Here is a 12,828-nt window from a genome sequence, read left to right as displayed (position 1 = left end):
ATCGCACCCGCACCGAGTGCCGGGCGAATCAATTCACCGCTCCTTGCGACCGGCGTGCGGCGTTATGGGCGGAATGACTGTCTAGGGTGAGCGCATGAGCGACCGGCGCCACCCCCTCTCCGACGGCCCTGACGGTCCCGAAGGCACCGAAGGCACCGGCGGTCCCGACGACTCGCGCACCGCGCACGGTTCTCATGATGCCCGCGCCGGGGAGAAAACCGGACAGGGCCGCCGGAGCGGGGGTGCCGCCGGACGGCGGCGGCGCTTCAAGGACTCGCCCTTCCTGCCCGCCGCCGTGCTGTCGCTGCTCATCGCCGCCGCGGCCGGGCTCTTCGCCGGCTCGTACACCTACGCCATGGCCGATCCCACCCCGCGCCGCATCCCCGTCGCGGTCGTCGGCGCCACCGGGGACGCCTCCGTCCACCGGGAGCGCGCCGAGGCGTTCGCCGCCGCGATCGGCGAGGACCTGCGCTCCTCCCTGGAACTGCGCGAGTACCCCACCGCCGCGGCGGCCGACGAGGCCCTGGAGTCGCAGAGGGTCTTCGCCGTGCTGCGCATCCCCGGCGACCCGGGCCGGGAGCGGCCGGTGCTGGAGGTCTCCAGCGCCTCGGGCGCCTCCGTCGCCGAGCTGCTGACCGAGGCCGCCCGCTCGGTGGGCGAGGAGACCGGACTGCGGGTGGCGGTGCGGGACGCCAAACCGCTGGACCCGGGCGACCCGCGCGGCCTGGCCCTGTTCTACGTCACCCTCGCGGCGGTGGTCACCGGCTTCATCGGGGCCATCCAGATGAGCGTCCACGCCAGGGACCTGAACCCCGCCGAGCGGATCGCCTTCACGGCCGCCTACTCGCTGCTGGGCGGCTTCGCCATCGCCGCGGCCGTGGACTGGCTGCTGGACGCGGTCGACTTCCCCTTCGTCCACTCCTGGATGATCCTCGCCCTGACCATGTTCACCTCGGGCATGGTCTTCACCATGTTCCAGGCCCTGATCGGCCGCTGGGCCATGCTCCCCACCTGGGGCCTGATGGTCCTCATCGGCAACCCCTCCTCCGGGGGAGCGGTGTCCTGGCCCCTGCTGCCCTCACCACTGGGCACCGTCGGCCGCTGGCTTCCGCCCGGCGCCTCCGTCAACGCCCAGCACACGGCCGTCTACTTCCCGGGCTACCTGCACGTACAGCCCTATCTGGTGCTGGCCGCCTGGGCGGTCGCCTCCTGCGCCGTCTTCTGGGTCCTGCGCCACCGCCACCCGGGCGGCCGGAACGGCGGGTCCCGACCCGGTGGCTCCTGACCCGGCGGGCCCGCTCAGGAGCGCCAGTACCGGCCGTCCTCGCGCCTGAGCAGGCACTCGTCGATCAGATAGCGCCGCACCGTCACATGGTCGGTGGCCCCGCCCTCGCACCACGTGCGCAGCCGGTCGTCCACCTCGCGCTCGCCGTAGACGCGGCCGGTCTCGAAGGAGCGCTCCACCACATGCTCCAGCACCGGCAGCCGCCGGCCCTTCCTGGCCGGCAGATGGACGATGCGCCCGTCCCGTACGGACCGGTGGAGCGGATCCGCGGCGGCCCCCGCCTCTGCGCTCTCCCGGCTCTCCGCGCTCCGGGCGCGGGCGAGCTCCCGGAACCGCCCGGCCTCGACGCGCAGCCCGCCGTCCCCGTTTCCCAGGTCTCCCCCGGTGACGAGTCCGCCGTCCCGCAGCCGCCGCACGGCGACCGCGGCCTCGCGCACGGACAACCCGGCGGACGCGGCCACCTCCGGCACGCTTCCGGCGCCCAGCACCAGCGCGGCGAAGGCGCGCAGCCGCTGCGGCTCGGCGAACAGTCCCGCGAGATCTCCGGACGTCATGCCCCTCACCCTGCCACCGGTCGGCCCCGCACCGCCTCCGGTTTTCCGGCGGCCCGGACAGGTCCGGTACCCGGCCCCGTCGGCGTACGGATCGGCCCGGGAACGGTGAGAGCCCCGCTCCGGGGACCCGGAGCGGGGCTCTCACCTGCGGTGGCTGGGGCCGGGGTCGAACCGGCGACCTTCCGCTTTTCAGGCGGACGCTCGTACCAACTGAGCTACCCAGCCGCAGCGGTCCTGACGGGATTTGAACCCGCGGCCTCCACCTTGACAGGGTGGCGAGCACTCCAAACTGCTCCACAGGACCAAGCTATGTACGAGCACCAGTCTCGCACAGGTTGTGCGTGCCCCCAACGGGATTCGAACCCGTGCTACCGCCTTGAAAGGGCGGCGTCCTGGGCCACTAGACGATGAGGGCTGATGGCCCACCTGGGCGCTTCTCAGCGCGTCGGGGACGTGAGAAGCATATGGGATGGCGGGACGGATCGCCAAAACGGATTTCCGGCGGCGCCCGGGCGGGCTAGTCGGCGGGCCGCCCGGACGGCGACGGGGACGGGGATCGGGGCGGGGAGCCGGACGGCGATTCGGACGGGGAGCCGGACGGCGATTCGGACGGAGAGCCGGAGGGGGACGGGGACGGGGAGCTGCCCGGCTCCACGTCCTCCGGCAGATGACGGCTGACCTCGGCCGTCGTCAGACCCAGGCCGCCCAGGGTGATCTCGTCCCACGCCTGGAGCCGCTTGGTGTCCCGGTCCAGGTAGAGCACCGAGGCCATCACCTTCTGCGGCTCGTCGCCCTCCACGGCCCGCAGCCCGCCGCCGCCCGTGGAGCCCTCGATCATCAGCCGGGTGCCCTCCTCCATCACCCGCGACTCCCGGCGGTGGACGTGGCCGGCCAGTACCAGGGGCACGTCGCCGTCCGTCTGCTGGGCCGCGATCGGGTTGTGCGCGGCGGCGATGTGCACCGGCTTGTCCGCCGCCTCGCTCCTGCGCAGCGAGGCGGCCAGTTTCCGGCCCGCGACACGCTCGGCCGCGTCGCCCTTGGCGACCACCGAGCGGTCCGGGGTGAACTGCGGGTCGCCGATGCCGGCGATGCGCAGGCCGCCCACGGTCACCGGCTTCCCGTCGTCCAGGACGTGGGTGTTGTCCAGCTCCTCGATGTACTTCTGGGTGGTGAGCGAGTCGTGGTTGCCGCGCACCCACACGTACGGCGCGCCGAGGTCCTCGACCGGGTCCAGGAAGCCGTTCTCGGTCGCGGTGCCGTGGTCCATGGTGTCGCCCGAGTCGATGATCACGGCGACGTCGTACTGCTCGACCAGAGACCTGACGATGTGCCACGCGGCCGGGTTGAGGTGGATGTCGGAGACGTGCAGCACGCGGATGGTGCTGGGATCCGGCTGGTAGGCGGGGAGCGTGGAGGTGGCGTCGTAGAGCTTGGTGACGTTGGTGACCAGGCGCGCCAGCTCCTGCTGGTAGACGTCGAAGTCGGTGACGATGCTGCGCGCGTTGCCCACCACGCTCGGCGCGCTGGCCAGCAGTCCGGAGAACTTCGGCTCCAGCAGCGACTTCGGGTTCCACGTCGCGTAGGCGCTCGCGCCGGAGGCCGCCAGGAGCGCGAGCGCGAGGCCGCCCGCCGCGAGCGCGCGCCGCGGGCGCCGGTAGACGGCCAAGCCGAGCGCCGTGGCACCGGCGACCACCGCGACGGAGGCCTTCACCGCCAGGTCCTGTGAACCGGACCGCACATCGCGGGTGATCTGCGCCTCCAGACCGCTGATCCGCTCCGGGCGGTCTATCAGGGCCTGGGCGCGCTCGGGGTCGAGCTGGTCGATGTCGACGTCCAGGGCGAGCGGGGCGAGGTGGCTGTCCAGTTCGAGCGCGCCGAGCGGCGGCACGCTGATCTCGGTGCCCCCGGTCAGCGAGGGCCGCAGCGACATCCGGGTGTCCACCGGTCCCACGTCCGCCTTCACGCTGCCCACGACGAGCAGTCCCAGCCAGGCGCCGAGCAGCGTGACGGCGGCCAGCGCGAACGCCCGGGCGTACGGGTGGGGGGTGTGGCTCAGGGAGTACACCGGCGCGGGCCGGTGCGCCCGGAAACGGCGACGCAGAGCACGGGGAACGGCTGCGGCCCGGCGGGCGGGGGCCCGGCGAGGCCGGAGGGGTTCTCGGCTCATGCCGTGCCATATGCCCGTCCGGGTGGCGACTATGCGGCGGGCGAGCGGCGTCTGTGCGGCGGCCGTCCGGTACGCCGGTCCGCCGCCGGTCCGCCGCCGGTCCGCCGCCGGTCCGTGCGCCGTCCGCGTGCCGTGACGGACAATGGGCGCGTGCTGGAGATGACGCGCGAGGAGTTCGAGGAACTGGTGGCCGAGGCGCTCGACCGGATCCCGCCGGAGCTGACGCGGCTCATGGACAACGTGGCGGTGTTCGTGGAGGACGAGCCGCCCGCCGAGGATCCCGAACTGCTCGGGCTCTACGAGGGCACGCCGCTGACCGAGCGCGGCGAGTGGTACGCGGGCGTCCTGCCGGACCGCATCACCGTCTACCGCGGGCCCACCCTGCGGATGTGCGAGCGCGAGGGCGGCGACCGGCGGACGGTCGTCGAGGAGGTGGAGATCACCGTGGTGCACGAGATCGCCCACCACTTCGGCATCGACGACGAGCGGCTGCACGACCTGGGATACGCGTGAGCGGAGGCTTCCGGGAGGTGAACGGGGGACACGGGGGACACGGGGAGCGCGGGGAGCGCAGGGAGGGGGCCGCGGAGGGTTCCGGGGAGGACGGGGGCCCGGAGGACGGGGTGATCGACCCCGATGTCGATCTGCACGTACCCGCCCACCGCGCCGAGACCGCCGGGGCGCACGCGGCGGCCGTCCTCGCCGCCGTCGCGGCGGGCGGTGCGCTGGGCGCCTGCGCCCGGTACGCCCTCACGCTGCCGTGGCCGGCCGCGTCCGGCGGCTTCCCCTGGGCCGTCCTCGCGGTCAACGCCGCCGGGTGCGCGCTGATCGGCGTGCTGATGGCGCTGCTGGAGGAGCGCGGCGGGAAGGGGGCCGGCGGGAAGGGGCCCGGCGGGGCGTGGACGCGCCACCCGCTGGCGCGGCCCTTCCTGGGCACGGGCGTGCTGGGCGGCTTCACCACCTTCTCCGTGTACGCGCTGGACGTCGTACGGCTGCTGGAGGGGGATGCCGCGGGCACCGCGCTGCTGTACCTGGGCGCCACCCCGGCCGCCGCCCTCGGGGCCGTGTGGGCGGCCACCGCCGCGACCCGGGCGGCCGCGACCCGGGCGGCGGTGGCGCGGTGAGCGGCGCGGTGAGCTGGCTTCTGGTGGCGCTCGGCGGCGCCGCGGGCGCGTGCCTGCGGTACACGGTGGACCGCGCGGTGCAGTCGCGGCACGAGTCGTTCTTCCCCTGGGGCACCCTCGCCGTCAACGCCGCCGGCAGCCTGCTGCTGGGCCTGGTGACCGGTGCCGTCGAGGCGGGCGCGGCGGGGCCGGGGGCCGCCGCGCTGCTCGGCACGGGGCTGTGCGGCGCGCTGACGACGTACTCCACCTTCTCCTACGAGACGCTGCGGCTGGCCGAGCGCGGCCACGGGCGGGCGGCGCTGGCGAACTCGGCCGTCACGCCGCCGGTCGCCCTGGGGGCGGTGTGGGCGGGTCTGGAGCTGACGCGTTACCTGGCGGGCTGACGGGAGTTGGGCAGGGGGAGCCCGCCTCACAGTCTCCCGCCTCCCGGAGGTGCCGCCCGTGCGCCCGTCCAGTCCCGCCCACCGCGAACCCGTCCGCGAGCCCGTCCGCCGGCCCCTCCGTACGGATGCCCGCGCGAGCGTCCGTACGGCCGCCGGCGCCCTGCTGCTGGCCACCCTCAGCGGCTGCATGACGGTCGGCTCCTCCGGAGGCGAGGGGGAGGGCGACGGCCGGCAGCCGGCCGGGCACCGGGTCTCCAGGGACGCCGGCGATCCGCGGACGGGCAGCGGGGTCGCCCCGCGCGGCGGAGGCGGGGAGCGGGGCGCGGATCACGGAGGGCAGGGCGGGCGGAAGGACCGGGGCGGCGAGGACGGGTCCTCGAAGCGGCCGTCCGGTTCGCCGTCCTCCTCGCCCCCGCGGTCCTCCGCCACCCCTCCGGCGGGCGCTCCGCGGCCGAAGAAGCCTTCCCCGTCGGGGAGTCCGGGCACGGACGGAGGACGTACGACCGCCCCGCCCACCCCCTCGCGCACCACCGCGCCACCGCCCGCGGACCCCACGACCCCGCCCGCCGAGCCCACCCCGTCGCAGGGGAGCGGCGGGGGCGGAGGGGGCAGCGACGGTGACGGCGACGACGACAGCGGGGGCGGCGGTGCGCAGGACGGCCCCGGCGAGGGGGCGCAGGCCGGCGCCGAGGGGCTCTCCGGACTGGCGGCGCGGTACGGAATGAACGGGGGGCCGTCCGTCGTTCACTCCCCGTACGACGTCCACGGAACCGGCGGCCCGCACCACTCGGGCGAACGTTCCGGCTCCGCGGACGGGTAGACTTCCCGCAGGCGGTCGCCACCGCCGTTCCTCCCGCCCCATCGGCAGCGCGGACGAGAGATTTGCGCTCGGGGAGGGGAGGTCGTATGGTGGCAGATCGTTTGCTCCCATTTGCCCGGCGCCGTGAATCAGTAGCGCGCCGTGTGGCGCGTTCCTCACCTGAGCCGTGGCTGACCGCATCGAGGCGGTCTTATGCGAAAACACGGAGTTGCGGGCGCGTGCCATGTGACTTCCGAGAGGTTTGTTTTCGCATGTCTGTGACCACCCCTGACGTCGTCCTGCCCGAGGACGAGCCGACGACCACGTTCGCCGACCTCGGTCTGCCCGGCGAGATCGTCCGCAAGCTCGCCCACAACGGCGTCACCGTCCCGTTCCCGATCCAGGCCGCGACCATCCCGGACGCGCTGGAGGGCAAGGACGTCCTCGGCCGCGGCCGCACCGGCTCCGGAAAGACGCTCAGCTTCGGCCTGCCGCTGCTGGCCCGCCTGGCCGGCGGCCGCACCGAGCGCAAGCGCCCCCGCGGCGTCATCCTCACCCCCACCCGTGAGCTGGCCATGCAGGTCAGCGACGCGCTCCAGCCGTACGGCGACGTCCTCGGCCTGAAGCTGAAGGTCGTCTGCGGCGGCACCTCGATGGGCAACCAGATCTCCGCCCTGGAGCGCGGCGTCGACATCCTCGTCGCCACCCCGGGCCGGCTGCGCGACCTGATCAACCGCGGCTCCTGCTCGCTGGACGACGTGGAGACCGCGATCCTGGACGAGGCCGACCAGATGGCCGACCTGGGCTTCCTGCCCGAGGTCACCGAGCTGCTCGACCTGGTGCCGGCCGGCGGCCAGCGGATGCTGTTCTCCGCCACGCTGGAGAACGAGATCGACACCCTGGTGCGCCGCTACCTCGTCGACCCCGTCCACCACGAGGTGGACGCCGCCCAGGGCGCGGTCACGACGATGAGCCACCACGTGCTGATCGTGAAGCCGCGTGACAAGGCGCCGGTCACCGCCGCCATCGCCGCGCGCAAGGGCCGCACCATCGTCTTCGTCCGCACCCAGCTCGGCGCCGACCGCGTGGCCGAGCAGCTCCGCGAGGCGGGCGTGCGGGCGGACGCGCTGCACGGCGGCATGACGCAGGGCCTGCGCACCCGGACGCTGGCCGACTTCAAGGACGGCCGCGTCAACGTGCTGGTCGCCACCGACGTCGCCGCGCGCGGCATCCACGTCGACGACATCGACCTGGTGCTCAACGTGGACCCGGCCGGCGACCACAAGGACTATCTGCACCGCTCCGGCCGCACCGCCCGCGCGGGCCGCTCCGGCACGGTCGTCTCGCTGGCGCTGCCGCACCAGCGGCGGCAGATCTTCCGGCTGATGGAGGACGCGGGCGTGGACGCCTCGCGCCACGTCATCGGCCGCGGCGACGCCTTCGACGACGACGTGGTGGAGATCACCGGCGCCCGGTCGCTGACCGAGGTGCAGGCCGAGTCGGCGCTGAACGCCGCCAAGCAGGCCGAGCGCGAGGTGGCCGAGATCACCCGGCAGTTGGAGCGCGCCCAGCGCCGCGCCGCCGAGCTGCGCGAGGAGGCCGACAAGCTGTCGGCGCGCGCCGCCCGCGAGCGGGGCGACGACCCGGAGGCGGCCGTGGCCGCGGTCGCCGAGGCGACCGAGGCGGCGGTGGCCGAGTTCACCGCCGAGGCCGACGCGGCGGAGGCGAAGGCCGAGGCCGACGCGCGCCGGGCACGCGAGGAGCGGTCGTACGACCGCCGCGACGACCGGGGCAACTTCCGCCGCGACCGTGACGACCGCCGCCCGTACGGCCGCGACCGTGACCGTGACGACCGGCGTGGCGACCGCGACGACCGCGGCGACCGGCGGCCGTTCAACCGCGACCGGCGCGACGACCGCGGCGACCGTGGTGAGCGCGGGGAACGCCGTCCGTTCAACCGCGACCGCCGTGACGACCGGGGCGGCTTCCGCCGCGACAACGACCGGCGTGAGTTCGGCCACCGCGGTGGCGGCGACCGCCCGTTCAACCGGGACCGCGACGACCGCCGTCCCTTCAACCGCGACCGCGACCGTGACGACCGCCGCCCGTACGGCCGCCGTGACGACCACCGCGGCGGCGGCTACCAGGGTGGCGGACACCAGGGCGGCGACCACCGCGGCGGCGGCCGCTCGTTCGACCGCCGCTCGGACAAGCCGCGCTGGAAGCGCAACGGCTGAGCCGGACAGACCAGTTGAGGGCCCGGCCCGGAGCGATGCTCCGGGCCGGGCCCTTCGGCGTTCCCGGGCCGTACGGGCGGTGAATATCGCGGTGCCGCTGTCACCGCCCGTTGATAGCCTCCCGGAGGCTTGCACGGCGCGGCTTGCACGGCGGCTCGCCCCTGTGGCTCACACCGCGGCCGCACGGAGTCCTTCTCCCCCTGCCCCGCTTCCGCCTGTGCCCGCCTGTTCCCGCCCGCCTCCGCCCGCCTCCGTCGTGTGCGGGATGCGCGGAGGGCCGATGTCCCCGACGACTTCGAAGGATGATCAGAACGTGCGAGAGCACCGAAGAGCCGGCCACCGGTTCCGGCCGGCCCGGTTCGCGGCCGTGGTGGCGACCGCTTCCCTGGCCGTGACCGGCCTGCCGACGGTGGCCGCCGCGGCGGAGAACAGTCCGCCGTCCCGGCCGCTCGTCTCCGAACTGTCCACCGGCAACGCAGAGTGCGCCGCCGGAGAGGACCGCCCGTACACCAGGACGCGGCCCCAGCTCCGGGCCGTACTCCACGACCCCGACGCCGCGCCGGTCGCGGGGGAGTTCGAGATCGTCTGGAAGGACTCCGACGGCGAGCGGCAGCGGCGCACGCTGGGCCCCACCACGTACAAGAGGAGCGGTTCCCCGTTCACCCTGTCCGCTCCTTCGGACATCCCCGCCCACACGGTGATCTCCTGGCGGGTACGGGCGCACGACGGCACGGAGTGGGGGCCCTGGAGCTCCTCCGGCGGGCAGCACCGCTGCGAGTTCGTCCACGACAACGAGGCCCCCGCCGCCCCGGCGGTCTCCTCCACCGACTACCCCGACGACGACGTCTGGCACGACGGTGTGGGCGACTACGGGTCCTTCGTCCTCGAGGCGGCCGACGACGACACGGTGGCCTACCGGTACTCCTTCGACGGCGGCTCGCCCCGGACCGTTCCGGTACCGGACTCCGGCGAGCCGGTGACGGTCCGGTGGGTGCCCCCCGGGAGCGGGTTCCACTGGATCGAGGCTCAGGCCGTGGACCGGGCGGGCAACATGAGCGCCCCCGCCCGGCACGGCTTCCGCGTCGGCGACGGCCGCGCCCCCGTGTCCCACTGGAAGCTGGCGGACCCGGCCGGCTCCGGCGAGGCCGCGGACGAGTCCGGACGGCACCCGGCCGCGGCCGGCGGCGGAGTGGAGTTCGGCGCGGCAGGCCCCTCCGGCACGTCCATCGCCTCGGCGGCCGCCCTCGACGGCACCGGGGACGCCCACCTCGCGCCCGGCGCCAACGCCGTGGACACCACCCGGGTGTTCTCCACAGGGCTCTGGGTGCGCCCCCAGAGCGTGGACCGCGACATGACGGCGGTCGGTCAGGACGGCACCTCGGGCGGCCCCTTCACCCTCGGCCTCGACGCGGACGGCGGCGCGGACGGCACGGGCCCGGCGTGGATCCTCGAACTGCCGACCGGATCAGGCCCCCTGACGGTCCGGGGCGGCCACCCGGCGGCCGGGCAGTGGGCCCACCTCGCCGGCGTGTACGACCCGGTGGCGGGCACGGCCCGGCTGTATGTGAACGGCCGCGCCGTGGCCGCCGCCGAGCCGGCCGCCGAGGCCGAGGCCACGGGGGCGCTGCAGATCGGCCGCGCCCACCGGGACGGTGAGGCGGGCGGCAACTGGCACGGTGAACTCGCCGACGTCCGGGCATGGGACCGGATCGCCGCCGCCGGCGAGCTGACGGAACTGGCGAAGCGCGGGGCCGAGCGCACCGGCTACTGGCAGCTCGACGAGGCGCCGGAGGGCACCAGTCCCGAGTACGACGGCGGCCAGGGGCTGACCCTGGAGGGCGACGCCGAGGTCTTCGTGCCGGAGTGCAGTACCGACACCGACATCTTCTGCGATGCCGAGCAGCCCCTGGTCGGCACCGGACACCTGCGGCTCGACGGCGACGGCGACCACGCGGCCACCGCGGCGCCGCCCGTCGCCACGGACGACGGTTTCACCCTGGCCGCCCGGGTGCGCGTCGCCGAGCCGGAGCCGTCCCGCGACATGGCCGTGCTGTCCCTGCCCGGCGAGCACACCAACGCCCTCGTCGTCCGCTACCGCGCCGACGTCCACCGCTGGGAGCTGTCCGTCTCCCACGCGGACCGCGCGGACGCCGGGACCACCACCGTCACGGCCGAGCCCTACGCGGGCGATCCCTCGGGCCAGCACCTGGCGGTGGTGTACGACGCGAGCGGCGGCACCGTCCGGCTCTACGTGGACGGCAGCCTGCACGCCTCGGCCGAGGCCGACCTCCCGGCCTCCCGCACCTGGGCGGCCACCGGCGGCCTCCAGGTGGGCCGCGCGCTGACGGCCGGCGGCTGGGGCGAGTACCTGCACGGTGACGTGGACGAGGTCCGCGCCTACTCGGGCACGCTCACCGAGTCCCAGCTCATGATGCTGAGCATGCCCATGGAGATGCCCGACCTGTAGACCGCGCCGGCCCACCGGCCGTGACACCGTGCGCAATGCCTTCGAAGCGCGGCCGGTGGGCGGGCTATGCTTCGTGGGCGGGCCGTTAGCTCAATTGGCAGAGCAGTGGACTTTTAATCCATTGGTTGTGGGTTCGAGTCCCACACGGCCTACCGGGCCCCTCGGGGCCAGGACCCCCGCTGACCTGCGTCGGCGGGGGTTCTGTCGTTTCCGGCGCGGCCGTGTCGGCCGAATCTGCGGGCGTGTCGGGGGCGTTGTGCGTGTGGGCGCTTCGGTGCGAGGAAGAGCGGCGTCGTACGGCGGGATGGGGATTTGCGCCCTGTGCCCGAAAAGCGGCTTGGGCGTAGCATGGGTGCGGAGTCGGCGTGCCCATGGCGCCGTGCGCCTCGGAGGGCCGGCCTCCCCGCGCGCGTGCGAGCACGCGTGCGGCTCGCCGTCCGGACCGTCCGTCCGGGCCGTCCAGGGAGCTGAGCGAATGATCCGTCCAGCAGACATCCGCGAGTGGCGCGGCCACGATGTCGTCGATGCCGGAGGACACAAGGTCGGCCCGCTCGAGGCGGTCTACACCGACACGGCGACCGACGAGCCCGCCATGGCCACCGTGCGGATCGGGCTGCCCACCCGTCAGCGACTGGTGTTCGTGCCCCTGGACGGGGCGGTCGTGGGGCCGGGCTACCTCATGGTCCGGTACGACAAACCGCTGGTGAAGGACGCTCCGTCCATCGGCACCGATGACGTGCTCCCCGCCGAGGAGGAGGAACCGGTCTTCCGCCACTACGGCCTCCCCTACCGCGCGGGCGCCGGAGGTGAGCGGCGGCTGGCGCGCGGCTGACCGGCGCGTCCGAACAGTGCGAAGGAGGCGTTCACTCATGTGGTTCTTCCTGTTCCTGCTTCTCGTCGCGGCTGTGCTGGGGGTGCTCGGCGCGGTGGTGGAGGGGCTGCTCTACCTGCTGTTCATCGGGATCGGGGTCCTGGTGCTCGCGGTCCTCGTCATCTCCCTGCAGCGGTCCCGCCGCCGCGCCGGCCGCTGAGGCCACCGGCCGGGCGGGTGCCGTGTTGCGGGCCCGATGGGGAGCGCAATACTGAAAAAGGGCCGAAAGTGCGTGAAAACGCTCGTCCGACCCCGTGGGAACAGCCGGGCGGCGACGTGAGGAGGGGCGCGCCCCGGCGGCGAACAGACGAACACGACAGCCGTGCCGCCCCGGCGCCCGAGGACCGGGGCGCCCGGGCGGAGCGACCGTCCGACCGCGAGGTGGAGCAATGGACGGGTACCTGTACATGGCCTACGACTATCCGGTGCTGGGGGCGTTCCTCACCTTCCTGTGGTTCTTCCTGTGGGTCGTGTGGCTGATCCTGCTGTTCAAGGTCATCACCGACGTCTTCCGCGACCACGAGCTGAACGGCTGGGGCAAGGCCGGCTGGCTCGTCTTCGTGATCGCCCTCCCCTACCTCGGCGTCCTCGTCTACCTGGTCGCCCGGGGCAAGGGCATGAGCGAGCGCGAGACGAGGCGGGCCAGGACGGAGAGGGAGGCCTTCGACACCTACATCCGCGAGACCGCGGGTACGGGCGCCGGCACCGGCGGCGCCACCGCGGGCGCCGCCGGCGTCGACCAGTTGGCCAGGCTCTCCGAGCTCAAGGCGAAGGGGGACCTCACCGAGAACGAGTACCAGCGGGCCAAGGAGAAGATCCTGGCCTGAGCGGGGGCGGGGCCCGGCTCCACGGCGCGGACGGGTTCCGCGCCGCCGTCGTGCGCCCGCCCCGCCCCGCCCCGCCCCGCCGCCGCCCCGCCGCCTCCCGGGGCCGCCCGCCGG

General features: G+C 74.5%; 12 protein-coding genes and 4 tRNA genes. 11 read left to right on the top strand and 5 right to left on the bottom strand.

Features of this window, described 5'->3' with window-relative positions; translation table 11 throughout:
* Positions 1 to 94 precede the first annotated feature (94 nt).
* Positions 95 to 1,285 carry an ABC transporter permease gene (locus CUT83_RS09630; protein ID WP_240957621.1) on the top strand — a complete coding sequence of 397 codons (1,191 nt, stop codon included), beginning with the start codon at positions 95 to 97 and terminating at the stop codon, positions 1,283 to 1,285.
* Between the two features lie 14 nt (positions 1,286 to 1,299).
* Here the strand turns inward: CUT83_RS09630 and CUT83_RS09625 are convergent, their stop codons facing one another.
* The 5 genes from CUT83_RS09625 to CUT83_RS09605 all read right to left on the bottom strand — a co-directional run bounded on the left by CUT83_RS09625 (position 1,300) and on the right by CUT83_RS09605 (position 4,006).
* Positions 1,300 to 1,839 carry a DUF2087 domain-containing protein gene (locus tag CUT83_RS09625; protein WP_101255445.1) on the bottom strand — a complete coding sequence of 180 codons (540 nt, stop codon included), beginning with the start codon at positions 1,837 to 1,839 and terminating at the stop codon, positions 1,300 to 1,302.
* Between the two features lie 151 nt (positions 1,840 to 1,990).
* Positions 1,991 to 2,064, bottom strand: a tRNA-Phe gene (locus tag CUT83_RS09620).
* Between the two features lie 4 nt (positions 2,065 to 2,068).
* Positions 2,069 to 2,143 (bottom strand) — tRNA-Asp (locus CUT83_RS09615).
* A 38-nt stretch (positions 2,144 to 2,181) separates the two neighbouring features.
* Positions 2,182 to 2,254: transfer RNA gene (locus tag CUT83_RS09610), tRNA-Glu, on the bottom strand.
* A gap of 102 nt (positions 2,255 to 2,356) precedes the next feature.
* On the bottom strand, positions 2,357 to 4,006 hold the full coding sequence (locus CUT83_RS09605) for a metallophosphoesterase family protein (RefSeq protein ID WP_101255444.1): 1,650 nt from the start codon (positions 4,004 to 4,006) through the stop codon (positions 2,357 to 2,359).
* Between the two features lie 150 nt (positions 4,007 to 4,156).
* Between CUT83_RS09605 and CUT83_RS09600 the strand changes: the two genes are divergently transcribed.
* From CUT83_RS09600 to CUT83_RS09560, 10 genes are all read left to right on the top strand, one after another.
* Positions 4,157 to 4,519 carry a metallopeptidase family protein gene (locus CUT83_RS09600; protein WP_194074704.1) on the top strand — a complete coding sequence of 121 codons (363 nt, stop codon included), beginning with the start codon at positions 4,157 to 4,159 and terminating at the stop codon, positions 4,517 to 4,519.
* Positions 4,520 to 4,629: 110 nt separating this feature from the next.
* A complete protein-coding gene (locus tag CUT83_RS09595; protein WP_101255493.1) occupies positions 4,630 to 5,130 on the top strand; it encodes a FluC/FEX family fluoride channel in 501 nt (166 codons plus the stop codon).
* A gap of 8 nt (positions 5,131 to 5,138) precedes the next feature.
* On the top strand, positions 5,139 to 5,513 hold the full coding sequence (crcB, locus tag CUT83_RS09590) for a fluoride efflux transporter CrcB (protein ID WP_101255492.1): 375 nt from the start codon (positions 5,139 to 5,141) through the stop codon (positions 5,511 to 5,513).
* Positions 5,514 to 5,571: 58 nt separating this feature from the next.
* Complete coding sequence (locus tag CUT83_RS09585; protein WP_101255443.1) at positions 5,572 to 6,333, top strand: hypothetical protein; 762 nt, start codon at positions 5,572 to 5,574, stop codon at positions 6,331 to 6,333.
* Between the two features lie 251 nt (positions 6,334 to 6,584).
* The gene (locus tag CUT83_RS09580; protein WP_101255442.1) at positions 6,585 to 8,549 is read left to right on the top strand and encodes a DEAD/DEAH box helicase; all 1,965 of its coding nucleotides are present in this window, start codon (positions 6,585 to 6,587) and stop codon (positions 8,547 to 8,549) included.
* A gap of 313 nt (positions 8,550 to 8,862) precedes the next feature.
* Positions 8,863 to 11,016 carry a LamG-like jellyroll fold domain-containing protein gene (locus CUT83_RS09575; RefSeq protein ID WP_240957608.1) on the top strand — a complete coding sequence of 718 codons (2,154 nt, stop codon included), beginning with the start codon at positions 8,863 to 8,865 and terminating at the stop codon, positions 11,014 to 11,016.
* 79 nt (positions 11,017 to 11,095) lie between these two features.
* Positions 11,096 to 11,168 (top strand) — tRNA-Lys (locus tag CUT83_RS09570).
* A 323-nt stretch (positions 11,169 to 11,491) separates the two neighbouring features.
* The gene (locus tag CUT83_RS09565) at positions 11,492 to 11,848 is read left to right on the top strand and encodes a PRC-barrel domain-containing protein (RefSeq protein WP_101255440.1); all 357 of its coding nucleotides are present in this window, start codon (positions 11,492 to 11,494) and stop codon (positions 11,846 to 11,848) included.
* A gap of 37 nt (positions 11,849 to 11,885) precedes the next feature.
* Positions 11,886 to 12,047 (top strand): hypothetical protein, encoded by a 162-nt coding sequence (locus CUT83_RS30280; protein ID WP_165869361.1) that lies wholly within the window; start codon positions 11,886 to 11,888, stop codon positions 12,045 to 12,047.
* Between the two features lie 229 nt (positions 12,048 to 12,276).
* On the top strand, positions 12,277 to 12,714 hold the full coding sequence (locus CUT83_RS09560; RefSeq protein WP_101255439.1) for an SHOCT domain-containing protein: 438 nt from the start codon (positions 12,277 to 12,279) through the stop codon (positions 12,712 to 12,714).
* Positions 12,715 to 12,828 lie beyond the last annotated feature (114 nt).

This window comes from Streptomyces barkulensis, from assembly GCF_002843305.1.
In the GTDB taxonomy this organism is placed as follows: Bacteria; Actinomycetota; Actinomycetes; order Streptomycetales; family Streptomycetaceae; genus Streptomyces; species Streptomyces barkulensis.
The sequence above is the reverse complement of the archived record's forward strand: the minus strand, read 5'-3'. Positions and strand labels throughout refer to the sequence as shown.

Coding starts and splice junctions, on each gene's coding strand:
- CUT83_RS09605 (WP_101255444.1), bottom strand. CDS start 4,006: ATGAGCCGAGAACCCCTCCGGCCTCGCCGGGCCCCCGCCCGCCGGGCC.
- CUT83_RS09630 (WP_240957621.1), top strand. CDS start 95: ATGAGCGACCGGCGCCACCCCCTCTCCGACGGCCCTGACGGTCCCGAA.
- CUT83_RS30280 (WP_165869361.1), top strand. CDS start 11,886: ATGTGGTTCTTCCTGTTCCTGCTTCTCGTCGCGGCTGTGCTGGGGGTG.
- CUT83_RS09560 (WP_101255439.1), top strand. CDS start 12,277: ATGGACGGGTACCTGTACATGGCCTACGACTATCCGGTGCTGGGGGCG.
- CUT83_RS09565 (WP_101255440.1), top strand. CDS start 11,492: ATGATCCGTCCAGCAGACATCCGCGAGTGGCGCGGCCACGATGTCGTC.
- CUT83_RS09580 (WP_101255442.1), top strand. CDS start 6,585: ATGTCTGTGACCACCCCTGACGTCGTCCTGCCCGAGGACGAGCCGACG.
- CUT83_RS09625 (WP_101255445.1), bottom strand. CDS start 1,839: ATGACGTCCGGAGATCTCGCGGGACTGTTCGCCGAGCCGCAGCGGCTG.